This window comes from Proteobacteria bacterium CG1_02_64_396 (assembly GCA_001872725.1).
Classification (GTDB): domain Bacteria; phylum Pseudomonadota; class MNWR01; order CG1-02-64-396; family CG1-02-64-396; genus CG1-02-64-396.
Map to the genome: position 1 here is coordinate 18,114 of MNWR01000076.1, position 22,806 is coordinate 40,919.

Genomic DNA, 22,806 nt, shown 5'->3' on the forward strand with positions numbered 1-22,806 from the left:
CTCACTTACAGAACCCCTTTGGTGGAGGGAATGCCGTCCCCATCCAGGATCACCGCTTGCCGCAGCGCCCGCCCCAACGCCTTGAAGGCCGACTCGATGACATGGTGGTTGTTGTGCCCCTGGATCGAATCGAGGTGCAGGGTCAGGCGGCCATGGTTGACCAACCCTTGAAAAAATTCGTGAAAGACCTCGATGTCGCGCCCCCCCAACACCGGGGAGGGGAAGTCGAGGCGATTGAACAAACCAGGACGGCCCGACAGGTCGATCACCACCCGGGTGAGCGCCTCGTCGAGCGGCACCGTTGCCTCACCGTAGCGACCGATTCCCTTGCGCCCGGAAAGCGCCTGATCGAGCGCCTGCCCCAGAGTGATCCCCACATCCTCGGTGGTGTGGTGGGCGTCGATTTCCCAGTCACCCACTGCGGTGACGGTCAGGTCGAAGCGGCCGTGCCGGGCGATCTGATCGAGCATGTGGTCGAGGAAGGGCCAGCCGGTGGCCCTGGTTCCAGCCCCTGTGCCGTCCAGGGTCAGCTCGACCTTGATGTCGGTTTCGGCGGTTTTGCGATGGACCGATGCGGCGCGAGCGACCGTCATGGGGTGCCTCCTGAGCGATCAATGCTGGTGATGGTAGGAGCGCCGCCTCGGCGCGATGCTTTGGGGTCTCGTCCGACCATCGGTCTGGGACTGGGCAATCGCGCCGAGGGCGGCGCTCCTACACGTTTTTTAGATCCGCAGCGCCGCCGAGGCGCCGTGCGCCGTCAGCCCCTCCGACTTGGCCAACCGCTCGGCGACCGGGGCCAGGGTGCGACACCCCGCCGCCGACATTTCGATCAGGCTGGTGCGGCGCAAAAAGACCTCGCACCCCAGGGGAGACGAAAACCGCGCCGTGCCCGAGGTCGGCAGCACATGGTTGGGTCCGGCGACGTAATCGCCCAGCGCCTCGGGGGTGTGATGCCCCATGAAGATCGCCCCCGCCGCCCCGATCTTGGGCAGCAAGGCGCGGGGATCGGCCACCGCCAGCTCAAGGTGCTCGGGGGCGATGGAATGGGCGATTTCGGCGGCCCCCTCAAGATCGCGAGCGATCACCACCAAACCCCGGGTATTCCAGCTCTGCGCCGCGATGGCCGACCGGCTCAAGGTGGGCAACGCCGCCTCGACCGCCTTGATGGTCGCCTCGGCGAGGGCCCGGCTGGGGGTGATGAGGACCGACTGGGCATCCTCGTCGTGTTCCGCCTGGCTGAGCAGATCGACCGCCAGCCACTCGGGGTTGGCGCTCTCGTCGGCAATAATCAGGATCTCGCTGGGTCCGGCGACCATGTCGATGCCGACCCGGCCAAACATCTGCCTTTTCGCCGAGGCGACATAGGCGTTGCCGGGACCGACGATGACGTCGACCTGGGGCACCGTCGCGGTCCCCAATGCCAGCGCCGCAATCGCCTGGGCGCCGCCGATGCGAAAAACCCGGTCGACCCCGGCAATCGCGGCGGCGGCCAGCACCACGTCGAGCACCTCACCGCCGGGGGTGGGGACGACCATGATGATCTCGCGTACCCCGGCGACCTGGGCCGGAATCACGTTCATCAACACCGACGACGGATAGGCCGCCTTGCCCCCCGGCACGTAGACCCCGGCCCGGTCGACCGGGGCAATCCGCTGCCCCAATTTGCTGCCATCCGCCTCTTCGTATTCCCAAGATTTGGGCAGCCCGTGCTCGTGGTAGCGGCGGATCCGCTGCGCGGCCAGCTCTAGGTCGGCCCGAAGCTGGGGATCGAGCCGGAACAAGGCGGCCATGATCTCTTCGGTGGGGATCTCCAGCTCGGCGGGTGAGGCAAGCGTCATCCGGTCCCACTGGGCGGTGAAGTGAAGCAGTGCCTCGTCCCCGGCGCTGGCGACCGCGTCGATCACCTGGCGCACGGTGGCATCCACATCGCTCTGACGCCCCTCGAAGTGGGCGGTGTACTGGGCAAAACGCTCGGCGAAATCGGGGCTGTTTTGATCGAGCAAGTGGGCCATGGGGGTGTCCGTCTCTGGGGTCAGGCGGCCCGGCGAGCAATCTGCGCGCGCAGGGCTTGAATGATCGGCTCGATGCGGTTGGTCTTCAGACGCATGGCGGCCCGATTGACCACCAACCGGCTGGAGATGGCCATGATCCGCTCCACCTCTTTCAGGCCGTTTTCCCGCATGGTGGCACCGGTCGAAACCAGGTCGACGATGTGGTCGGCCAGTCCCACCAGGGGGGCAAGCTCCATCGAGCCGTAAAGCTTGATGATCTCGGCCTGGACCCCCCGCCCCTCGTAATGGGCGCGGGTGATGCGGGGGTATTTGGTGGCGACCTTGACGAAGGTGGCATCAACATCGAAAGGGATCGCCGCCGGGGTGGCGACCGCCATGTGGCACTTGCCGATCCCCAGGTCGAGCGGCTCCAACAGGTCGGCCCCCGATTCGATCAGGGTGTCGAGCCCGACAATCCCCATGTCGGCGGCGCCGAAGGCGACATAGGTGGGGACGTCGGTGGCCCGCACCACGATGTAGCGCAAATCGGGATGCTGACTGGGGACCACCAGCTTGCGCCCGATGTCGGGGTCGGCGAGGCCAAAGCCGATAGGAGCCAGGATCTCCAGCGCCTCTTCGAGGATGCGCCCTTTGGGCAGCGCCAGGGTCAGGGGTTGATTGGGCACGGCAGGTCTCAACGTTGGGTCGAAAAAACTCGAAAAAATCGAGGCGGCGAGCGGTCGGTCGGCGCCGACGTCACACAGGAGAATCGCGGCGGATGGCGGCCCCGAGGCCGGTGAATTTCTCTTCGATGCGCTCGTAGCCGCGGTCGATGTGGTAAACCCGGGAGATCGTGGTCTCACCCTCGGCGACCAGTCCGGCCAGCACCAGCGATGCCGAGGCGCGCAGATCGGTCGCCATCACCGGGGCGCCCGCCAGTTGGGATCCGGTGACCACGGCGGTGTTGCCGTCGAGCACAATATTGGCCCCCATGCGCTGGAGTTCCAAGACGTGCATGAAGCGGTTTTCGAAGATCGTTTCGGTCACCACCGAGGTCCCCTTGGCCTGGGTCGCCACCACCATCATCTGGGCCTGCATGTCGGTGGGAAAACCGGGGAAGGGCTGGGTCTGCACCCGGGTCACTTCAAGCGGACCGCTGCGCACCAGGTGAATCGCCCCGGTTTCGTCCTCCTCGATGGTCACCCCCATCTTCATCAGCTTCTGGGCCAGGGAGTCGCAATGGGCCAAACGCCCCCCCCGGATGGTGATCGCCCCCCCCACCGCCGCCACGGCGGTCATGAAGGTGCCGGTTTCGATCCGATCAGGCAGGATGGTGTGCTCCACCCCGATCAACTCGTCGACCCCCTCGATGGTGATGCAATCGCTCCCCGCCCCGTGAATCTTGGCCCCCATGCGGATGAGGAACTCGGCCAGATCGACCACCTCGGGCTCCCGTGCGGCGTTTTCGAGCACCGTCGTCCCCTTGGCGAGGACGGCGGCCATCATCAGGTTTTCGGTCCCGGTCACGGTGGGCAGGTCGAGGGTGATCCGCGCCCCCTTGAGCCGCTTAGCCTTGGCGTGGATGTAGCCGTGTTCGAGCCGAATATCAGCCCCCATCGCCTTGAGCCCCTCAAGATGCAGGTTGACCGGACGGGCGCCGATGGCGCAGCCGCCGGGCAGACTGACCACCGCCTCGCCGAAGCGCGACAGCAGCGGTCCGAGCACCATGATCGAGGCCCGCATGGTGCTAACCAGTTCGTAGGGGGCGGTGAAGTCGTGGACGAAGTCGCTGGTGATTTCGACCGAATGGGTGTCGGTCAGGGTGATCTCGCAGCCGACCTGACGCAGCAGGGTCAGGGTCGTGGAGACGTCGCGCAGATGGGGGACATTCTTCAAACGGCAGGTGCCGCGGGCGAGCAGGGTCGCGAACAGGGCGGGAAGGGCGGCGTTTTTGGCGCCGCTGATGGCGACCTCGCCGGTAAGGGGCAGGCCGCCCTGAATGACGATGCGATCCACTGAGCTTGATCCGATCGTGGCAGGTGGCGGCTTGAGGGCAGGAATACCCATGCTGCGCCGCATTTGAAAAAATGGGGTGAATCATGAAATCAACCGCCCGGCGCGGCAAGGTTCGCTGTGCTTGGAGCGGAGACGGGGTGCGGTTACCATGCGCGGCTTTTGCGGTAGCCTAATACCGCAAAGTTTGCTTTGTAAGTCTTTCAAAGCCCCGTATTTACAGGGTTTTGTGCCTTCTGAGTCGGCGTTTGTTCTACGCCGCACCCGACCTATCTACCTTGAAAGGAGCCCGTGGAGCGATGACCACGAAAGTCGCCATCAACGGTTTTGGACGTATTGGCCGCAACGCCTTCCGCATCATGTTGGGCCGCCCCAGCATCGAAGTGGTCGCCATCAACGACCTGACCGACGCCGCCACCCTGGCCCACCTGCTCAAGTACGACTCGGTCCACGGCACCCTCGACGCCGAGATTGCCTACGAGGGCTGCAACCTGATCGTCAACGGCAAGAAGATTCAGGTGCTGGCCGAACGCGATCCGGCCAACCTGCCTTGGGGCGCCCTTGGGGTCGATGTTGTGGTCGAATCGACCGGCATCTTCACCAAGCGTGAAGGGGCCTCCAAGCATCTGGCCGCCGGCGCCAAAAAGGTGGTGATTTCGGCCCCCGCCACCGATCCCGACATCACCGTGGTGATGGGGGTGAACGAGGGCGATCTGGACCGCGACAACCACAAGATCGTTTCGAATGCCTCATGCACCACCAACTGCCTGGCCCCCTTGGCCAAGGTGCTCGACGCCGAATTCGGCATCGAGCAGGGGTTGATGACCACCATCCACTCCTACACCAACGATCAACAGATCCTCGATCTGCCCCATAAAGATCTGCGCCGGGCCCGGGCTGCGGCGGTCTCGATGATCCCGACCTCCACCGGCGCCGCCAAAGCGGTCGCCCTGGTGTTGCCCCAACTCAAGGGGCGGCTCGACGGTCTGGCGGTTCGGGTTCCCACCCCCAACGTTTCGGTGGTCGACCTGACCTTCATGCCCAAGAAAAAAGCGAGCATCGCCGAGATCAACGCGGCGGTGAAGGCGGCTGCCGAAGGGCCCTTGAAGGGGATTCTCAACTACATCGAGGCACCGCTGGTTTCCTGCGATTTCAATGGCGACCCCGCCTCCAGCAGCTTCGACTCCCAGCTCACCAAGGTGACTGAGGGGGGGCTGGTTAAGGTCTTCTCGTGGTACGACAACGAGTGGGGCTACTCCAACCGGGTTGTCGATCTGATCGAGTACATGGCTGGGTAATTGGATACGCAAACCGGGCTCCTGCCCGGTTGCTTCACGCCCTGCCAAAAATGTGATTTTGGCGGGGCTTACAAAATCGAGTCGCTTCGCTCCTGATTTCGCTTCAGGGCGCCTACTTTTGGTGGCGGCCCATCCCTGGGCCGCAGGCTCCGCCGGAGAGAGAAAATGCCGTACGAAGGGTTTTCAAAGCTCACCATCAACGACGTCCCCCTCAAGGGAAAACGGGTCTTCGTCCGGGTCGACTTCAATGTGCCGCTGGACGACCACGGCAACATCACCGACGACACTCGCATCCGGGCGGCGCTGCCCACCATCAACAAGATCCTCGACGAGGGGGCGGCGGTGATCGTCGCCTCTCACTTGGGCCGCCCCAAGGGGTTCGATCCCAAGCAGTCGCTTGAGCCCGCCGCAGCCCGTTTGGGCCGCCTGCTCGGCATTGAGGTCAAGATGGCCCCCGATTGCGTCGGCCCCGAGGTCGAGGCGATGGCCAAGGCGCTCAAGCCCGGCGAGGTGATGCTGCTTGAGAACCTGCGTTTTCATGCGGGCGAATCGCGCAACGACCCCGAGTTTGCTGCCCAGCTGGCCGCTTTGGGCGAGGTCTTCGTCAACGACGCCTTTGCCACCGCCCACCGAGCCCACGCCAGCAACGTCGGCATCACCACCAACCTTCAGCCCGCCGTGGCGGGCATGTTGATGGTGCGCGAGATCCAGTATTTCGAGCGCTCCATGCTCAAGCCGATCCGCCCCCTGGCGGCGATCCTGGGCGGCGCCAAGGTTTCGTCGAAGATCGGGGTGGTCAACGCCCTGCTCGAAAAGGTCGACAAACTCTTCATCGGCGGGGCGATGTCGTTCACCTTCCTGCGGGCGATGGGGTACGAAAACCTGGGCGCCTCGATGATCGAGGAGGACTGGATCGACACCGCCCGCGAGGCAATCGCCAAGGCCAAAACGCGTGGCGTGAAGCTCTACGTGCCGGTCGACGTGGTGGCCGCCAGCCGCTACGCCGCCGACGCCGAAACCAAGGTGGTCCCCTGCGACGAGATCCCCCCCAACTGGATGGGGCTTGACGTCGGTCCCGCCACCACCCTGCTCTTTCAAGAGGCGCTGGCCGATGCCAAGACCATCGTCTGGAACGGCCCCATGGGGGTCTTCGAGATGGACGCCTTCTCGCGCGGCACCTACGCCATGGTTCATGCGGTGGCCAACGCCCACGCCCTGACCATCGTCGGCGGGGGGGACACCGATGTGGCGGTCCACCGTTCGGGGGAGCAGAGCAAGTTTTCGTACATGTCGACCGGCGGCGGCGCCTTCTTGGAACTGCTTGAAGGCAAACAGCTCCCCGGCCTGACCGCCCTGACCAATTCGGAAGGTTGATCCCATGCGCACCCCCCTGATTCTCGGCAACTGGAAGATGAACGGTCTGAAAAACGAGACCGACGCCCTGCTGCGCGAGTTGATGGTGGAGCTGCGTGGGGTGGAGTCGTCCGAGGTTGGGGTCGGGGTGATCCCCCCCTTCACCGTGCTGGAGCGGGCGCGGCAGATTTTAGAGGAGTCCCCCATCGCCGTGGGGGGTCAGGATCTTTTCTGGGCGACCGGAGCGGGCGCCTTCACCGGTGAAATCAGCGGCGGGATGCTGCGCGACATCGGCTGCCACTACGTACTGACCGGCCATTCGGAGCGGCGCGCCATTTTGGGTGAAGGGGATGAGATCGTCGCCCGCAAAACCCAGGCGGCCCTGACCTGCGGCTTGATCCCGGTGCTGTGTGTGGGTGAAAGCCTTGAGGAACGGGAATCGGGTCGGGCCGAGGCGGTGGTGCTGGAGCAACTCGACGCGGTTTTCGAGGCGCTGACCCCGATGCAGGCCAAGAAGGTGGTGGTCGCCTACGAACCGGTCTGGGCCATCGGCACCGGTCGCACCGCCTCCCCCGCCGACGCCCAGGCGATGCACCACGCCATCCGTGGCCGCATCGACCACCATGTGCCGGGGCAGGGGCGCAAAACCAAGATTCTTTACGGCGGTTCGGTGAAGTCCGACAACGCCGCGCAGTTGCTGGCCCAAGAGGACATCGACGGCGCCCTGGTCGGCGGCGCCTCTTTGAGCGCCGCCCAGTTTGCCGCCATTGTTCGCGCCGCACGAACTGGGCGCTGATTCACGCATCGAGGTTGATTGGCATCATGTTGTCTGAGTATCAAAACGAAGTGCACGCGCTCAAGATCGGCAACACCCATTTCGCCCGACTGTTTGACGAGGCCCATCAGATCGACAAAGAGATCCACCGCATCGAAATCGAGGCCGAATCGGCCTGCGACGAACGGGTGGAGGAGCTCAAAAAACAGCGTTTGCTGCTGAAGGACAACCTGCTGGCCATGATTTTGGAATACCGCAACAGCCCATCCTAAGGGGGGCCTATGGCCCCTCCCTTTTGTACGAAACGCCCAAGCCGTTCACGGCGTTTCCTTAACGTTTTCACCTGGTAGAACCAACATGGAAACCTTTTTACTCGTCCTGTTCGTCATCATCGCCTTCACCCTGGTCATCGTCGTCCTGCTGCAGCAGGGCAAGGGGGCCGACATGGGGGTTTCGTTCGGTGGTGGCGGTTCGCAAACCGTGTTTGGCGCCGCCGGATCCGGCAACTTCATGACCAAGCTGACTGGCTGGCTCGCCGCCGCCTTCATGGTCATCGCCTTGATGCTGGCCGGGATCGCCAAGGACCACCAAAAGGGGACCAGCGTGATGCAGCAGGAGGGCGGCGTCGCCACCTCCCCCATCATCCCCCCCGCCCCCACGGCGGCCGAAGATGGCGCCATGCCAACCACCCCCCCGGCGCAGTAACGGCCTGAGGTGGGCGAACATCAAAAAAGGCGGCCATCAGGCCGCCTTTTTTGATCTAAACCCAAGTCAAAGACGGCGCACGCGAACCCGCTAAGACACAAAGAGAAACAAGAAAAACCTTTTTAATTTCTTAGCAGGGCTTCGGCGACGGGGTCGCCTCCTACGAGCGACCCAGCCCTGGGCCGCTCGGAAGCGCACTAGATCGGCGCTTCCTTAGCGTTGGCTGGCAGGTTTTTGCGACCTCGCCCCACGCTGTCGCAGCACCCACCAGGCCGCCACCGCCGCCAGAATCATCGCCCCCTGCGCCCCCAGGGTTTGCAGGGAGGGGAAGATCCCGAGCACATCGACGCGGATGAACGCGACCGGGGTCAGGTCGATCCAGCCCGCCTCTTGCAGGCTCTTGATCCCCTGACCCGACAGGATGATCGCCAGCGCGTAGAGCAGCCCCGAACTGATCTGGAAAAAGCTGCGGATTGGAATGCGCAGCCCCAGCCGCGACATCCCCCACACCAGCCCCACCAAAATTGCCACCCCGAGAGCGATGCCGCTTAGGATTGACTGGTGCAGCGCCTCCTCACCTTGCACCCAAAGCGCCTGGAAGAAGAGCACCGTCTCTAGGATTTCGCGGTAGACCGCGATGAAGGCGATGAAGGTCATCGTCCACAAGGAACCCTGCGACAGAGCCGAGTCGATCTTGCCTTGCAGGTATTTCTGCCAGCGGGCGACCTCGGTTTTGGTAATCAACCAGTAGCTCACATAAAAGAGAATCGCCATTGCCAGCAGAGCGGCGACCCCCTCGATCACCTCGCGCTGGGCGCCGCTGACCGCCACCGCCTCGCGGGTCAGCCACCAGGTCAGCCCCCCCAGCAGCAGCGCCAACACCCAGCCACCGTGCAACCAAGGCAGCGCCCGGCGTTGCCCCGAGCGGACCAGCAGGGTCGCCAGCGCCCCCACCACCAGCACCGCCTCCAGCCCCTCACGCAGCAAGATGAACAGCGCACTGAGCAGCCCGGCGGTGGGCGAGATCGTCTCTTGCCCCAGGGCGCGGTCGGCGGCCTCTAAATCCTCTTTAAGCTGCGCCGCCATGGGCTGCAATTGCGCCACCGTAGCGCCCCCATCCAGGGCGGCCCTGAAACCGAGCATCCCGGTTTCGATGCGAATGCGCAGGTCGTGGTTGATGACATCCAAGGGGGGCTCTACGTGCTCGAAACCGTCCAGGTAGGCCGAGACCGCCAAGGCCAAGGCTTGGGAACGATCCCCCCGCTTCAACGCCTCTAGGGAGCGGTCGAGCAGCAGGCGGGCCCGCAGCAGCGGCAAGGTTCCCTGCTCGATCTGCTCGGGATGCTGGCGCAGGTAGGCCAGCACCAAACGTTGGGGGGGCTCCCGAACCCATTCCGACTCGGAACGGGTGGTCAGTGCCTCAAGGGAGTCGACCCAATCGGCCCACTTGCGCCGCTGCCCCTCCAGCAGAATCCGCCCCTCTTCGATTTGCTGCGTGCTGTAGGGGAGCGAGCCGACGTAGAAGGCCAGATTCCAGCGCTCATCGGGCTGCAAGGAATCGGCAAAGCCGCGCATGGCGGTGCCGTCGACCCCCAAGGTAATGGTGTTGTAGAGGGCGAAAGGACTTAAGACCGCCATGCGGGTCGCGTTGGTGAAGTTGGCCGGTTTGGGATCGAGCCCCTCACCGTCGGGGCCGTCGCCCATTCCGCTGGGGCCGTGGCAACCGGCGCAGCGCTGCACAAAGAGCTGCTGCCCTTTATTGAGATCGGGGATTTGCTCAGGGGCGGCACTTACCTTGAAGCGGGCCCGCACCGCTTGGCTTAGAGCCTGGGTTTGGGCGGAGATCACCGGGGGGTCGGCCCGCTGGGCGATGGACTGTTGAAGCACCGCGAGCGCCTGGGCAATCGGCTCGCCGGGCTGTAGCCCCGCTTTGGCGAGCAACCCGTCCAACCGGGTGGCAAACTCCCGCTGCTCGGCATACTCCGAGGGACTTTTGATCTGGCCGTTTTCGACCGCGCCGGGGTAATCGGCGGCGAGATACTCCAGAATATGGATCGCACGGCGCGGACCGTCGGCCTGGGTGGAGGGGGTCGCCTGGGCAGCCCAGGGGATCGAAACCAGCAACAACACCGCCCAAAGCGGGCGAAATAGGGACATTGTGCACTCCGTCGAGCCGGACCCAGCGTTTGGTCCGGGTACATTGAGATTCATTATCATAATGCAACCACGAGGGCATGGGACTGTAAAGCACGGCGTCGGTTCACCCCCTATAAAGTCTCTTATTGGAGTTCCGCTATGAACACCATGGACGGCCCCCTCTGGGGTCTGTTTGCCAGTGCGCTGATCTCCTCAACCTTGCTACCGGGGGGCTCCGAAGCGCTGCTCGCCTACCTTGCCCACACCGGAGAACACCCGTTGCCCTGGCTGGTGGCGGTGGCAACCGTGGGCAATACCCTGGGGGCTACCATCACCTTCGGTATGGGGTGGTGGATCGCCCGGCGTTGGCCGGTCGAGGCATGGAACGAGCCCAAACGGGCGGCGGCGCTGGAGCGGGTGCGGCGCTGGGGGGCGCCGGTGTTGGTGCTGTCGTGGCTGCCGGTGGTGGGCGATCCGCTGTGTTTGGCGGCGGGGTGGCTGCGGCTGCATCCACTGTCGGCCTTGATTTGGATCGCGGCGGGCAAAACGGCGCGGTATGCGGTGGTGGCCTATGCGGCGGGATGAGGGAGCGTTCCACGGAGGTGGATGCGCTACGCTTATCCACCCTACGGGGCCTTAAACGCCCTCACCAACGCCCGATAGACGGTCTCAACCACCACCTCTTGCCCCCGCGCATTGGGGTGCATGCCATCGGGCAGGGTTAAGGCGGGATCCCCCGCCGCCCCCTCCAGCAAAAAAGGGATTGAAGGCAGGTGGTAGGCTTGGGCCAGCTTGGGGTAGAGCCCTTCAAAGGCTTCGGTGTAGCGCCGTCCTAAGTTGGGGGGGATCTTTTGTCCGGCCAGCAGAATCTCGGCCCCCGAGGCTTGAATCGCCTCGATCAGCGCCCGCAGCCGCGCTTCGATTTGGGCAGGCGGCATACCACGCAGCCCATCGTTGGCCCCCAGGGCGAGGATGACGAGCACCGGATGGTGGGTTTCGAGCAGCTCGGGCAACCGGGTCAGCCCCCCGGCGGTGGTATCGCCCGATACCCCGGCGTTCACCACCCGCCACGGCAGCCCCTCGCTGCTCAAACGGGCGTCGAGCAGGGTGCTCCAGCGCTGCTCGACCGACAGTTCATACCCCGCCGTCAGGCTGTCGCCCAACACCAGGATGGTTCCGATCGGGAGCGGCGCCGGGGCGGCGTGGGCGCTCCAACCCAAAGAGATGGCAACGAGAAAGGTTAAAAAACGCATGGTCAAAGCCCGGAATTTAAGCAAAACGGTGCGCAGTGAGGGGGGCGACCTGACGATCCTGCACCCCTTGGACATAACGGTCGAGCGGGGGCGGACGGTGGCAGTGGTGGGTCCGTCGGGCAGCGGCAAATCGACCCTGCTGGCGCTGCTGGCCGGACTCGACACCCCGAGCAGCGGGGAGGTGTGGCTTGACGGGCAACCGCTGTTCGAGCACGACGAAGAGGGTCGGGCGGCGCTGCGCCGCAGTCATGTCGGCTTCGTGTTTCAAAATTTTCAGCTTATTCCCAGCCTGACCGCCCTCGAAAACGTGGTGCTGCCGTTGGAGTTGATCGGCAGCCCCAACCCCCAGGAGCGGGCAAAAATCCTGCTCGATCAGGTGGGGCTGGCCCACAGAACCCACCACTTCCCGGACCGACTCTCAGGGGGGGAGCAACAACGGGTTGCCATCGCCCGCGCCTTCGCCCACCAGCCCTCGATCCTCTTTGCCGACGAACCGACCGGCAACCTCGACACCGAAAGCGGACGGCGGATCGTCGAGCTGATGTGGCAACTCAATCGGGAGCACGGCACCACCCTGGTGCTGGTCACCCACGACCCCGCCCTGGCCGACAGGGCCGACCAGGTACTGCGACTGGAAGAGGGGCGGTGGGTTGGGCCGACGGCGGGTTGACGTCGGACTCGTCCGCCCTCTTCAGCCCCCGATCTTCTGCGCCACCTTATGCGCCGCGATCAGCAGCGGATCCCACACCGGCGATTGAGGAGGGCAGTAAGCCAGGTCGGTGTCACCCAGGTCGGTCACCGTTCCCCCCACCCCGAGCAGCGCCGCCACCGTATCGATCCGCCCCTTGACCCCCTCGTCGCCGTAGATCTCGGCCCCGAGCAGACGACCGGAGCGGTCGGCGATCAAGGTGACCGAGGTTCGTCCAGGGTGGGGCATGCCGTGGGCCTGGGTCGCCCCCAGCACCGTGGCAGCGACCGGATCGAATCCCGCCTCTTGGGCCTGAGCCACCGAAAGCCCCGTGGTGGCGAAGACCTGCCCGCAGGTTTCGAAAATCGCGGTGCCGACAATCCCGGCAAACCCCGCCTCCTGCCCCGCCATCGCCTCGCCCGCTGTTTTGCCCTGTTTGTTGGCGGTCGAACCCAGGGGGATCCAGGCAGGCTGGCCGGTGATACGGTGGGGAGCGGTGGCGCAGTCGCCGGCGGCAAAGATGTGGGCGTCGCTGGTGCGACAGGCGTGGTCGGTGATGATCGCCCCCGCCGGACCCAGGGTCAGCCCCGCATCGGCCGCCAGCTCGCTGTTGGGGCGCACCCCAATGGCCAAGAGCACCCGGTCGGCAAGCAGCCGCTCCCCCCCCGAGAGCACCACCGCCTCGACTTTGCCCTCCCCTTCGATGGCGGCGACCGAAACGTCGCAGCGCACCTTGATCCCCCGCCCCTCCAACGCCCGCAGCGCCGCTGTCGAGGCGGCCTCGGACCAACGGGCGATCAAACGGGGCGCCTGTTCGACCACGGTGACGCTCAGCCCCCGAGCTTGCAACGCCTGCGCCATCTCCAACCCGATGTAGCCGCCGCCGACGATGACCACCCGTTGCGCTTCGCGAATTTGGGCGGACCACCAGCGACCGTCCTCCAGCGCTTTGAGGGGACGGACCCCCGGTAGGTCGATGCCGGGCAAAGGGGGGATCACCGGACGGGCGCCGGTAGCGATCAGCAGTTGGTCGTAGGGGAATGCTGCTTCGCCGTTGGGGGTTTGGGCGGTAACCACCTGAACCAGACGGTCGATCTTGAGGGCGCGGGTGTGCAGCCGCACATCGATGTGGCGCTCCTGCCGGAATTGCTCGGCGGTAACCACAATTTGCGATTCCATGTCGCCACGGTTTTCTAAAACGTAGGGCATGCCGCAGGCGCCATAGGAGACATCCCCCCCCGCTTCCAACACCGTCACCTCAACCTCGGGGCGCAGCCGCTTGAGCTGGCTGGCCGCCGACATTCCGGCGGCTACCCCACCGATCACCACCACCCGGCTGTTCTGAGACATGTTGTTTCCTCTCCGGCCCGAGTCCGACGGCTCACCCTTCGACAAGCTCAGGGGGAACGGGGTTGGTTTTATTGGGGGGATAAAGCCGCTGATCCCGCGCCTCATCCCCCCTTCGATTTACCCCACACCTTGCTCCACAACGCCTGCGCCCCCTCCACCACCATCGCCCAGAGCTCCAGCACGTAGCTGAAGAGCAGCGCCCGCGCCCGCTGCAAGAAGTCTTGATAGGCCTCCCCTTCGCGGAACATCAAGGTGTAGAAGTGGTGCAGAAACTCAAGATCGTGGGGAGCGCGGCCATCGGCGATGCCGTCCTCCAGGTCGATCATGTCGACCACCGCCAGATAGGCGGTGCGCCGGTCGGGGCTCCCCCCCAGGATCTTCTGGATTCGCGCCAGCATCGGGTCGGAGGTCTGGGCCAGGGAGCCGCTCTCCATCGAGTGGATCAACCGCCCAATGGCCTTCTTGGCCCGGTGGTTCAGGGCGACCCGGCGCAGCAGCATCCAGATCAAAATCAGGGGACCGATGGTGAAGGTCACCACCCAGGGGACGACGATCACCATCAGCAGCATAAAGAAGAGGGTCGCGGCGACCGCCCGCCACAGCAGGTAGCGGGTGGCGTTGCGGTGGTTGGTGAGCACTTCGCGCAGCGCCGCCTCGGCCCAGGCCTCCCCCATGGCGCCGGGGACCCGCAGCGACAGGCTGCGCCCCGGTTCGACGTGGGCCAGAACCCCCTCTAGGTGGGCGGCGGCGGGGCCGATTTCGAGGTTGCGGAAGTCCTGCCAGAGGCGGCGGTCGACCTTGGTGTATCCCGCTTCGATGTCGGGGATTTGCTGGTCTTCGCGCTTGGCCAACGACCAGGACAACCCCGGCTCCAAGGGGTGGAGCGGCAGCAGATAGAGTTCGACCCGCTCCTCCCCAATACCGGGGTTGGGGGCGGACGAATTGGACTCCGGCGGGGCGACGGGTTGGGTCATGACGGCTCTTTATTCGGCGGAATCGCTGGCGGCGGGATCGATCAACGGGCGGATGGCTGGGGGCCAATCATCACCGGGTGGGGGGAAGGGCTCAAGGTGCGTGTCGCCCCCCCCCTGCCAAACCCGCACCCCCCCCTGGCGCAGCAGAGGGACGATTCGGTCGCGCCACTGAGAGGGCCAGTCGCGTCCAGCGAGGACGACATCCTCGAAACCAAGCTCGGTGATCGCCTCGGGGTCGGACTCGTCGAAGGGGCCGCCAAAGGAGCCATCCTCCCGCAGCACCATCGCCTGACCATGACGGTCGCAGCGCAGCACCAGTTTCAGCTCGCCTGCCTCCCCCAGCTCCATCTGCGCCGCATGGCGCAGCCCCCCTAGGTAGGATTCGAGCCGCCGCTCCAACCAAACGATGGCCTGGGGCAGATCGCGTAGCGGCAGATCGGGCCAAACCTTGCGGCGGACTGCGTTCAAGGGACCGGCGTGGGGGTCAACGGTGTGGCCGAACAGCAGCACCAGGTCGGCCTCGGCGGGGGCTTGGACAGCAGGGGGGAGTCGGGCGGGGCAGGGCCAGCCGCGCAGCTTCGTCAAGGTGTGCAGCGCCGCCGAGACCGGCTGGGGGCGCAGCCCCTGAGCACCGATGGCGACCGCCCGGCACCACGCCCCACCCCGGCTGGCCAGGTAGGGGGGTGCCCAGGCGGCCAACCCCCAAGGGTCGTCGCTGCACACAATGAGGCGGGCGGTCCGTTTAAGCATGGCGGTTGTGGGCCGGTGTGGGTCGGTGTTTGGGGAAAGGTGGATGCGCTGCGTTATCCACCCTACTCGGGAAGTGTGTGGTTCCAAAGCTTTGGGGAAAACGCTGATTCATAGGCAGGAGGCCTTGAATCAGCGGCGCCAGGCAAAAACCAAAAGCGGCAGGCTTCGGCGACGGGGTCGCCTCCTACGACAGCGCGCCTCTTCCCCCATTGATTCGGCGTCCGAACAGCCCCCTTGCGTCGGGTGGACTGGCGAAAGCCGCATTCATCGCCTTGTTCGTGGAGCTCACCCCACTGACAAAAACAGCCCCATCCCCCCAAGCATCCCTAGCGAAGCCAGGGTAATCCACACTCGGAAGGGGCCGCGACCGATGGTGATGGCCATCCCGGCTTTCACGACGGTATTGGCCATCACCGCCACCACGATCAACTCCGCAGCCCGGTTCGGGTCGAGGGTTCCGGCCACCGCCATCCGGGCCAGGGCCAGGTTGATCGGGTCGACGTCGGTCAGCCCCGAGACGGCGGCCAGCAACAGCAACCCCTCCTCCCCGTAATGGGCCTTCAGAAAGGCGGCGGCCAGGGTGACGGCGGCGAAGAGGAGTCCGAACTTGAGCCCTTCGATCATCGAAAAGGGGTTGGTTGGGGACTGCGCCCCATCGTCCTCCACCTCTTCCCGATTTCCCCAATGCAGCCCGAACCAAACCAGGGCCGCAGCGAAGAGGGCCAGCACCACCATCAACTGCACCAGAACGGTACCGACGGCGGGGGCGATGAGGTAGGCGACCGCCGCCACCCGCACCGCCATCACCGCCCAGGCCCCCAAAATGCCGAGCAGCGCCTGGGTCGGGTAGCGCTCCGACAGGCGCGACAGCGACAGGGTCACGGCGGTGGAGGAGATCAAACCCCCGACGATCCCGGTCGCGCCGATCCCCTTGCCGGGGCCGAGCACCCGCACCGCCACGAAGCCGACCAGCCCGATGGCGGCGATCAGCACCACCATCCAGGTGATTTCAAAGGGGTTGAGGGCAGCGTAGGGGCCGAAGCCCTGGTCGGGTAGGGCGGGCAGAAGAATCAGAGCCAGCGCCCCGAATTGCAGAACCGCGTTGATTTCGGCGGGGGTCAAGGCGCGGGTCAGACGGGTTAATGCGGTCTTGGATTCGAGCAAAATCAAGACAATTACCGCGATCCCCGCCGCCCGAATGTAGAGCTCCGATCCGGCCAACATCCCCAAAAAGAAGGTGACCACCGCGACCATCTCGGTGGTGATCCCCAGGTCTTTGCGGTCGATGTTGGTGAGGTAATAACTGACCAGCAGCAGCGCCCCGACGACGAGCAGCCCCGCAGCGGGGAGCCACACTGAACCAGCGCCAATGTCGGCCACCATCGCCCCGATCAGGGCGATCAGGGGGAAGGTGCGTGCTCCCAGAATCACCTCTTGCCCCGGCTCCACCCCCCGTTGGCGCTGCATACCGATCAGCAGCCCCACCCCCACCGCCACCAAGTAACTCACCATGACCAATGGACCCATCACCTTGCCTCCTATTGAGAACGTTCGGATGCATCCAAGCGGGGTCGGAAAGCTCGATCACGTTAGGGAAACGCTGATTCAAGGCCTCCTGCCTTGAATCAGCGCGCCTGGCAAAAACCAAAAGCAGAGCTTCGGCCACGGGGTCGCCTCCTGCGCGCAATGGCTCCTGCGTCGGTCCAGGCCTTGAAGCCCCCATCCCGGCGTCATCCCCGCGCAGGTGGGGATCCCGCGGTCGCAGGGGCGACAGCGCTGGGTGGGATGGGGCCGCTGGGGGGAGAGGCCGCCCCGGTGAGCCCACCGTGCCTTCGGGCGCCTCAACCGCCATCGCGCCGGGGGCGGCGCTCCTACCACGTCGCCTCAGGGCGACTATTTTTGGTTTTTGCCAAACGTCGCTGAAAAAGGCAGGTGGCCTTGAATCACCACGCTACGCAAAAACCAAAAGCAGAGCTTCGGCGACGGGGTCGCCTCCTACGTTTCTGATTTTGGCGACCCATCCCTGAGTTGCTCGGAAGCGCCGATTAAATCAGCGCTTCCTTAGGGGTCGGCAGCTTATGGATTCACCCGCTGCCACACCGAAACCGACTCTACATGGGGGGTCATCGGGAACATATCGACCGGCACCACCTTGTCGATCCGGTACCCCGCTTCGATCAACATCGCGGCGTCGCGGGCCATACTTTCGGGGTGACACGAAATCATGACGACCCTTCCGGGACGGTCGGGACGATCCTTAAGGTGGGTCAGCAGGGTCTTGGCCCCCTCCCTTGGGGGGTCGAGCAGCAGGGCATCCCAGGGACCTTGCCCCCAGAGCGCCGCAACCGCCGCCCCATCCTCTAAATCGCAGGGCTGGGCACTCAACCCCACCCCCTCCCCCAGACCTTGGGCCGCCTCGGCCAACTGCGCCACTGCAGGGGCAACCCAATCGACCGCCGTCACCGCCCCCCCACCAAGTCGCGCCAACCGGGCGATGAGCGGCAGGGTCAAATTGCCGGAACCGGCAAAGGCCTCCAGTACCCGGTCGCCGGACTTGAGGTCCAAGCCGTCCAGGGCCAGCCGCACCAACTCAGGATTAAGCCCCTGATTGGCCTGGCGAAAAGCGCCAGGGGGCGGACTTAAAACGCACCCCTCGACCGTATCGGCAAACGCGACGGGGCGAAACACTTCACCCGAGCTCAAGGCAATCCCCACATTCAAGCCCTCCCCCCAGGCGATCAAGGTTGTTTGGTCAACGCGGGAGAGCGGCTCCAGGGTTTTGAACACGGCGCGACAACGGCCCGCGCCATCACTTTCGATACGCACCTTGGGCAGCCGGATCCCCCCCTCAAGTTGGGGAAGCAACTCGCGTAGCGGATCGAGCAGGCGATTGAGCGCAGGAACCAGAACGGCGCACCCATCAGGGGGCAGCGGGACCATCCGGTGGGTTCCAGAGGCGAGAAATCCAACCTCGGCCACACCATCGTGCAGACGCAGCCGCACATCGGCGCGGGTGCGATAACCCAGGGGTTCACCGGCCAACAGGGGTTCCAGGGGGGGGCTTTCGATGCGGGCGATGTGGATCAGGGCGCGGCCGATCCGCTCGGTTTTCCAGGCGTGTTGCAGGGCAGGGTTCCAAGCGATCAGGGCGCAGCCGCCGCAGGCCTCACTGATGGCGCAGGGGGAGGGCACCCGACCGGGACCGTCGTCCAACCGGGCTACTGCCACCCCGGCATCGAAGCTTTTGCCTTGCCGTTCGATCCGCACCCGCACCCGGTCGCCGGGCAAAGCGCCCGCCACAAACAGCGCCTTACCCCCGGGAAGCCGACCGACGCCCCGACCATCGGAGGCCAAATCGTGGATGTCGACCTCCACCAGCGGAGGTGGAGCCGAGGAGCGGGTTTTGCGGCGAGGGCGGGGGCGTCGATTCATGAGGGGATGGTATCCTGTTTGTCCCCTTTTGTAGGAGCGGTCCCCGACCTCGATCTTTTGTCCTCTCGCCCCTCGGGGGGGAGGGCGAGGGAAGCGCTGATTGATTCGGTGCTTCCGAGCAGCCCAAGGATGGGTCGCCAAAATGGTGCGCTGTCGTAAGAGGCGACCTAAGTCGCCGAAGCTCTTCTGATTTTGCACGAGAAGCCAAAACCATCGCCGCCTCAGGGCGCCTACTTTTGGTTTTGGCGCAGCGTGATGATTAAAGTGACCCGAACGCCTCCCGTGAGCGTTCCCCCCCCTTGTTAAAGGGGAGATGGGGGGGATTTTTTGATTTGGAGCCCCCATGCGCCTGCCCCCCTTGACCCGCGCCACCCTCATCCATCGCTACAAGCGCTTTCTGGCCGATGTGATCCTCCCCGACGGCACCCAGGTCACCGCCCACTGCCCCAACACCGGCTCGATGAAAACCTGCTGGAGGGAGGGGGCGCCGGTTCAGTTGAGTCACAGCGACGATCCCAAGCGCAAGCTGGCCTGGACCCTGGAGCGGGTCGACATGGGGGCGGGTTGGGTGGGGATTCATACCGGGCGGACCAACACGGTGATCGCCGAGGGGATCGCAGCCGGGGCGATCCCCGAGCTTGCCGGGTACGGCGCCCTGAAGCGGGAGGCCACCGTCGACCTGCCGGGTCACCCCCGCTCCCGGCTCGATCTTTTGTTAACCGAGGGGGATCGCCCCGACGCCTATGTCGAGGTCAAAAACACCACCCTGTATGACGAAGCGGCAGGCGGAATCCTCTTCCCCGATGCGGTCACCACTCGGGGGACCAAACACCTGTTGGCGCTGGCGGCGTTGGTGAAACAGGGAAAACGGGGGGTCATCCTTTACGCGGTCAACCGTCCCGAGGGGGCGTTTTTCGCCCCGGCGGCAACCATCGACCCGGTTTACGCCCAAACCTTGAAGCAGGTGATGAACCAAGGGGTCGAGGCGATTGCGGTGCGGATCGAACACTTTGAACAGGGGATGCGGGTGGTGGGGAGGATTCCGGTGCGGGTGGAGTAACTCCCCCCTAAAGCCCCCCGCCCCTCCATCCAGCTCGTAGGCGCAGGCCACACAATCAATTTGTAGGAGCGCCGCCCCTGGCGCGATGCAGGCCACGCAATCCATCGTAGGAGCGCCGCCCCGGCGCGATGCAGGCCGCACAATCCATCGTAGGAGCGCCGCCCCGGCGCGATTGAAGAGGCAAGGCCATCCCCCCTCTTCAACCTCCCCCGACGCCGCCCCCGCCGTCATTCCGGGAGCGCTTCCGCGCACCCGGAATTCACCCGCAATCCCAGCCCCCCCAACATCACGACTTCTTCACAAACTCCGACTTGAGCTTCATGGCCCCGATACCATCGATTTTGCAGTCGATGTCGTGATCTCCCTCGACCAAGCGGATGTTCTTCACTTTGGTTCCGACCTTCACCACCAGCGAGGAGCCTTTGACCTTGAGATCCTTGATGACGGTGACGCTGTCGCCGTCCTGAAGGATGTTGCCGTTGGCATCTTTGTAGACGGGACCGGCGGCGGCCGCCTCGGCCTCGGCTTGGCTCCATTCATGGCCGCATTCGGGGCAGGCGAGCAAAACGCCGTTGTCGTAGGTGTATTCGGAGCCGCACTTGGGGCAGGGGGGTAATGTGGTCATACGTGCAATCCTATCGGTGTCGAAAGGCCAACAATGGCTTAGGGGGCGAGTCTAACATCCGACCCCTCTCCCGGCACGGCCAGAGCGACCGGCGCCGCCCATCCCCCGACACCGCAGCAAAAAGGGGGATCCGAAGATCTCCCCCGATGCCTCCCGCCGTCCCACCGGGTCAATCACCCAGCTCGATGTAGGCGATTTGGTTGGATCGCTCGGTCTGCTTGCTGGTGTTCACAGCGATGTTCACCGTTTTTTTGCCCTCCTTGACCGCCAGAGCAATGGCCAAGAATCCATCGAATGCAGGGTGATTGAGCCCCGCGTGCATGTAGGTCTTGCCGCCGCACTGCCCGTTCAACACCACGATCAACTTATTCTGGAACTCGAACCCATCGTCACGGACCCCCTCGACCGTCACCGCCTTGAAGGTGAGCCCCTTGCACTGCACCGTTTCGGCCTGAGCAACCCCCGAAGCCGAAAACAACGCCGCCGCCAGCAACCATCCGATGCGTTTCATGATGCCTCCAAAATTGATGCGACATGGGAGGTGGCCATCCAGGGACGCTACCCGGAGCCACTGAGCGGGCCATCATCCCACCAGTGGGCCGATCCGCAAGAAAGAGTCCCATGGGGCCGCCCAACTTTTTTCGCCCCCCATGCAATATTCCCCAGCGTGATCCGTCTTCATAGGTATGGACACCACACTCACCCCCCTGGACGCCATGACCCAGCGCAACCAAGCCATCACCGAGACCGTCGCAAACCAGCGCGAGGGGCTGCTGCGTTTCATTCGCAGCCGGGTTCCGGAGCCGACCGAGGCCGAAGACATTCTGCAGGATGTCTTCTTCGAGTTCGTCAACGCCTACCGGCTGCCCCAGCCGATCGAGCAGGTCGGCGCCTGGCTCTACCGAGTGGCGCGCAATCGCATCGTCGACCGCTTTCGGCGCAAGCGGCCCGATCACTCGCTGTCGGAGCCGGTGGCGGGCCTGTCGGACGACGGACCCACCCTCCTCGAAGAGCTCCTCCCCTCTTCCGAGGGGGGGCCGGAGGCGCTCTTTGCCCGGCAGCGGTTGATGGAGGCGGTGCTGGCGGCGTTGGAGGAGCTGCCCGAAGAACAGAGGGAGGTGTTCATCGCCCACGAGCTGGAGGGGCGCAGTTTCAAAACTCTGGCCGACCAATGGGGCGTAAGCCTCAACACCCTACTGTCGCGCAAGCGCTATGCGGTGCTGCATTTGCGCAAACGCTTGCGGACGATCTACGACGAATTCTTGGACGAGGAGGTTTAACCATGTGCGGACACCATCACGCTGGGCACCACCCCTGCGGCAAAAGCTGGCTCAAATTCGGACTCATGGCGCTGGTCGGCATCGCGGTCGCCGGCGGGGTCGTCATGGCGCTGTGGAACTGGCTGATCCCCCCGGTCATCGGCTGGCAGCCGATCGGCTTTATCCAGGCGCTGGGGCTGTTGATCCTGACCCGACTGCTGTTCGGAGGATTTCGCGGCCACCACCACGGCATGCATCGCCATTGGCACCATCAGCAGGCCGAAAAAATGTGGGAGATGACCCCCGAGGAGCGGGAGAAATTCAAAGCGGGGATGAAGGGGCGGTGCGGGTGGCATCGAAAAACGCAAGAGACGACCCACGAACCCTGAGCCTCAATAAAAAAAGCCCCCATTCTGGCCGGAATGGGGGCTTTTTTCGGGTTGTTATGTCTGACGCCCAAACTCATCTGCGCCCAAGGGGCGATAGCATTTTTGACGTCCAATGGGGCGAAGGTTATACGCTCCCATGGACGTACGTCCCAATACCCAAGGCTGCCACGATGGCTAAAAGTACGAGCGCGCCGTATTGATGTTGCTTGTGGTCAAGACGTGCAAACTCTTCCCAATGACCTGCTTGTGCGGCTCCCGCTCGCCGAAAGACGAGCCATACGCAATACGCGTTTGCAGCTACCGCAAGAAGTCCTAACGCGATCTTGGCGTGAATCAGGCCACTTAGGGTTGCAAATGGATACATCAGGGCGCCTGTGATCAGGACCGCAGTAAAAGCCGGGATTTCCACGACCAAATCTACGCGCTTGTGAAGTGCGGCAAGCGTAAGCTCTTGCGCTCTACCCTTTCCAAGCAACGCCCGCTCAAATAACGTGAAGTGGACCCCAAAAACTGGACAGTAGGTTTTGTTAAGACCGAGGGGGCATGATTGGCGGTTAGTGCAACCTTCATTCTGTAATTTCTGCCTTCCCTGTTGGCCGGGGTCTTAGGTTCTTCTTTGATGCCGCTTTTCACTCACCCTTGAAGGAGAAACGTCATGGCCGTACACGTAGACCCCAGCCACCCCTTGGAGGGGGCTTTTTCGGCGTTGTTGAATCAGGGCCTGGATGGCGCCGGAGAGGCGCTTCGAATTCTGA

Annotated in this window: 24 protein-coding genes; 10 read left to right on the forward strand and 14 right to left on the reverse strand. The window is 64.4% G+C overall.

Going from position 1 to position 22,806, the window contains the following annotated elements:
* Positions 1 to 5: 5 nt before the first annotated feature.
* The 4 genes from AUJ55_09040 to AUJ55_09055 form a co-directional block, all read right to left on the reverse strand.
* On the reverse strand, positions 6 to 593 hold the full coding sequence (locus tag AUJ55_09040) for an imidazoleglycerol-phosphate dehydratase (protein ID OIO56134.1): 588 nt from the start codon (positions 591 to 593) through the stop codon (positions 6 to 8).
* Positions 594 to 722: 129 nt separating this feature from the next.
* Positions 723 to 2,012 (reverse strand): histidinol dehydrogenase, encoded by a 1,290-nt coding sequence (locus tag AUJ55_09045; protein ID OIO56135.1) that lies wholly within the window; start codon positions 2,010 to 2,012, stop codon positions 723 to 725.
* A gap of 20 nt (positions 2,013 to 2,032) precedes the next feature.
* Positions 2,033 to 2,677 (reverse strand): ATP phosphoribosyltransferase, encoded by a 645-nt coding sequence (locus AUJ55_09050; GenBank protein OIO56136.1) that lies wholly within the window; start codon positions 2,675 to 2,677, stop codon positions 2,033 to 2,035.
* Between the two features lie 70 nt (positions 2,678 to 2,747).
* Positions 2,748 to 4,007: a UDP-N-acetylglucosamine 1-carboxyvinyltransferase gene (locus tag AUJ55_09055; protein ID OIO56137.1), complete on the reverse strand. Its 1,260-nt coding sequence runs from the start codon at positions 4,005 to 4,007 to the stop codon at positions 2,748 to 2,750.
* Positions 4,008 to 4,303: 296 nt separating this feature from the next.
* On the opposite strand from AUJ55_09055, the gene AUJ55_09060 reads away from it, so the two are divergent.
* The 5 genes from AUJ55_09060 to AUJ55_09080 all read left to right on the forward strand — a co-directional run bounded on the left by AUJ55_09060 (position 4,304) and on the right by AUJ55_09080 (position 8,135).
* Positions 4,304 to 5,302, forward strand: coding sequence for a type I glyceraldehyde-3-phosphate dehydrogenase (locus AUJ55_09060; protein ID OIO56138.1), 999 nt, complete (start codon positions 4,304 to 4,306; stop codon positions 5,300 to 5,302).
* Between the two features lie 165 nt (positions 5,303 to 5,467).
* Positions 5,468 to 6,676, forward strand: coding sequence for a phosphoglycerate kinase (locus AUJ55_09065; GenBank protein ID OIO56139.1), 1,209 nt, complete (start codon positions 5,468 to 5,470; stop codon positions 6,674 to 6,676).
* Between the two features lie 4 nt (positions 6,677 to 6,680).
* Positions 6,681 to 7,451 (forward strand): triose-phosphate isomerase, encoded by a 771-nt coding sequence (locus AUJ55_09070; GenBank protein ID OIO56140.1) that lies wholly within the window; start codon positions 6,681 to 6,683, stop codon positions 7,449 to 7,451.
* A gap of 26 nt (positions 7,452 to 7,477) precedes the next feature.
* Positions 7,478 to 7,702 carry a hypothetical protein gene (locus AUJ55_09075; protein OIO56141.1) on the forward strand — a complete coding sequence of 75 codons (225 nt, stop codon included), beginning with the start codon at positions 7,478 to 7,480 and terminating at the stop codon, positions 7,700 to 7,702.
* A gap of 85 nt (positions 7,703 to 7,787) precedes the next feature.
* Entirely contained in the window at positions 7,788 to 8,135 is a 348-nt protein-coding gene (locus tag AUJ55_09080; GenBank protein ID OIO56142.1) for a preprotein translocase subunit SecG, read from the forward strand.
* A gap of 213 nt (positions 8,136 to 8,348) precedes the next feature.
* Here AUJ55_09080 and AUJ55_09085 read toward each other — a convergent pair whose 3' ends face one another.
* On the reverse strand, positions 8,349 to 10,292 hold the full coding sequence (locus AUJ55_09085) for a hypothetical protein (GenBank protein ID OIO56143.1): 1,944 nt from the start codon (positions 10,290 to 10,292) through the stop codon (positions 8,349 to 8,351).
* 147 nt (positions 10,293 to 10,439) lie between these two features.
* Between AUJ55_09085 and AUJ55_09090 the strand changes: the two genes are divergently transcribed.
* Positions 10,440 to 10,856, forward strand: a complete 417-nt coding sequence (locus AUJ55_09090; GenBank protein ID OIO56160.1) for a hypothetical protein — start codon at positions 10,440 to 10,442, stop codon at positions 10,854 to 10,856.
* A 41-nt stretch (positions 10,857 to 10,897) separates the two neighbouring features.
* Here AUJ55_09090 and AUJ55_09095 read toward each other — a convergent pair whose 3' ends face one another.
* On the reverse strand, positions 10,898 to 11,524 hold the full coding sequence (locus AUJ55_09095) for a hypothetical protein (GenBank protein OIO56144.1): 627 nt from the start codon (positions 11,522 to 11,524) through the stop codon (positions 10,898 to 10,900).
* Between AUJ55_09095 and AUJ55_09100 the strand changes: the two genes are divergently transcribed.
* The gene (locus AUJ55_09100; protein OIO56161.1) at positions 11,496 to 12,194 is read left to right on the forward strand and encodes a hypothetical protein; all 699 of its coding nucleotides are present in this window, start codon (positions 11,496 to 11,498) and stop codon (positions 12,192 to 12,194) included. The two genes, AUJ55_09095 and AUJ55_09100, sit on opposite strands and share 29 nt — an antisense overlap.
* A 21-nt stretch (positions 12,195 to 12,215) precedes the next feature.
* On the opposite strand, the gene AUJ55_09105 is transcribed toward AUJ55_09100, so the two are convergent.
* The 5 genes from AUJ55_09105 to AUJ55_09125 form a co-directional block, all read right to left on the reverse strand.
* Complete coding sequence (locus tag AUJ55_09105; protein OIO56145.1) at positions 12,216 to 13,562, reverse strand: hypothetical protein; 1,347 nt, start codon at positions 13,560 to 13,562, stop codon at positions 12,216 to 12,218.
* 101 nt (positions 13,563 to 13,663) lie between these two features.
* Positions 13,664 to 14,536, reverse strand: coding sequence for a hypothetical protein (locus tag AUJ55_09110; GenBank protein OIO56146.1), 873 nt, complete (start codon positions 14,534 to 14,536; stop codon positions 13,664 to 13,666).
* A gap of 9 nt (positions 14,537 to 14,545) precedes the next feature.
* On the reverse strand, positions 14,546 to 15,286 hold the full coding sequence (locus AUJ55_09115; GenBank protein ID OIO56147.1) for a hypothetical protein: 741 nt from the start codon (positions 15,284 to 15,286) through the stop codon (positions 14,546 to 14,548).
* Between the two features lie 285 nt (positions 15,287 to 15,571).
* Positions 15,572 to 16,813, reverse strand: a complete 1,242-nt coding sequence (locus AUJ55_09120; GenBank protein OIO56148.1) for a hypothetical protein — start codon at positions 16,811 to 16,813, stop codon at positions 15,572 to 15,574.
* 549 nt (positions 16,814 to 17,362) lie between these two features.
* A complete protein-coding gene (locus AUJ55_09125; GenBank protein OIO56149.1) occupies positions 17,363 to 18,718 on the reverse strand; it encodes a hypothetical protein in 1,356 nt (451 codons plus the stop codon).
* A 343-nt stretch (positions 18,719 to 19,061) separates the two neighbouring features.
* Here AUJ55_09125 and AUJ55_09130 point away from each other — a divergent pair, with 343 nt between their 5' ends.
* Positions 19,062 to 19,778 (forward strand): sugar fermentation stimulation protein SfsA, encoded by a 717-nt coding sequence (locus AUJ55_09130; GenBank protein ID OIO56150.1) that lies wholly within the window; start codon positions 19,062 to 19,064, stop codon positions 19,776 to 19,778.
* Between the two features lie 286 nt (positions 19,779 to 20,064).
* On the opposite strand, the gene AUJ55_09135 is transcribed toward AUJ55_09130, so the two are convergent.
* Together AUJ55_09135 and AUJ55_09140 are read right to left on the reverse strand one after the other, a co-directional pair.
* The gene (locus AUJ55_09135; protein OIO56151.1) at positions 20,065 to 20,403 is read right to left on the reverse strand and encodes an alkylphosphonate utilization protein; all 339 of its coding nucleotides are present in this window, start codon (positions 20,401 to 20,403) and stop codon (positions 20,065 to 20,067) included.
* A gap of 169 nt (positions 20,404 to 20,572) precedes the next feature.
* Entirely contained in the window at positions 20,573 to 20,914 is a 342-nt protein-coding gene (locus tag AUJ55_09140; protein ID OIO56152.1) for a hypothetical protein, read from the reverse strand.
* A gap of 175 nt (positions 20,915 to 21,089) precedes the next feature.
* Here AUJ55_09140 and AUJ55_09145 point away from each other — a divergent pair, with 175 nt between their 5' ends.
* Together AUJ55_09145 and AUJ55_09150 are read left to right on the forward strand one after the other, a co-directional pair.
* Positions 21,090 to 21,683: an RNA polymerase subunit sigma-24 gene (locus AUJ55_09145; GenBank protein OIO56153.1), complete on the forward strand. Its 594-nt coding sequence runs from the start codon at positions 21,090 to 21,092 to the stop codon at positions 21,681 to 21,683.
* Positions 21,684 to 21,685: 2 nt separating this feature from the next.
* Positions 21,686 to 22,051 carry a hypothetical protein gene (locus tag AUJ55_09150; GenBank protein ID OIO56154.1) on the forward strand — a complete coding sequence of 122 codons (366 nt, stop codon included), beginning with the start codon at positions 21,686 to 21,688 and terminating at the stop codon, positions 22,049 to 22,051.
* Positions 22,052 to 22,175: 124 nt separating this feature from the next.
* On the opposite strand, the gene AUJ55_09155 is transcribed toward AUJ55_09150, so the two are convergent.
* Positions 22,176 to 22,526 (reverse strand): hypothetical protein, encoded by a 351-nt coding sequence (locus AUJ55_09155; GenBank protein OIO56155.1) that lies wholly within the window; start codon positions 22,524 to 22,526, stop codon positions 22,176 to 22,178.
* Positions 22,527 to 22,806 lie beyond the last annotated feature (280 nt).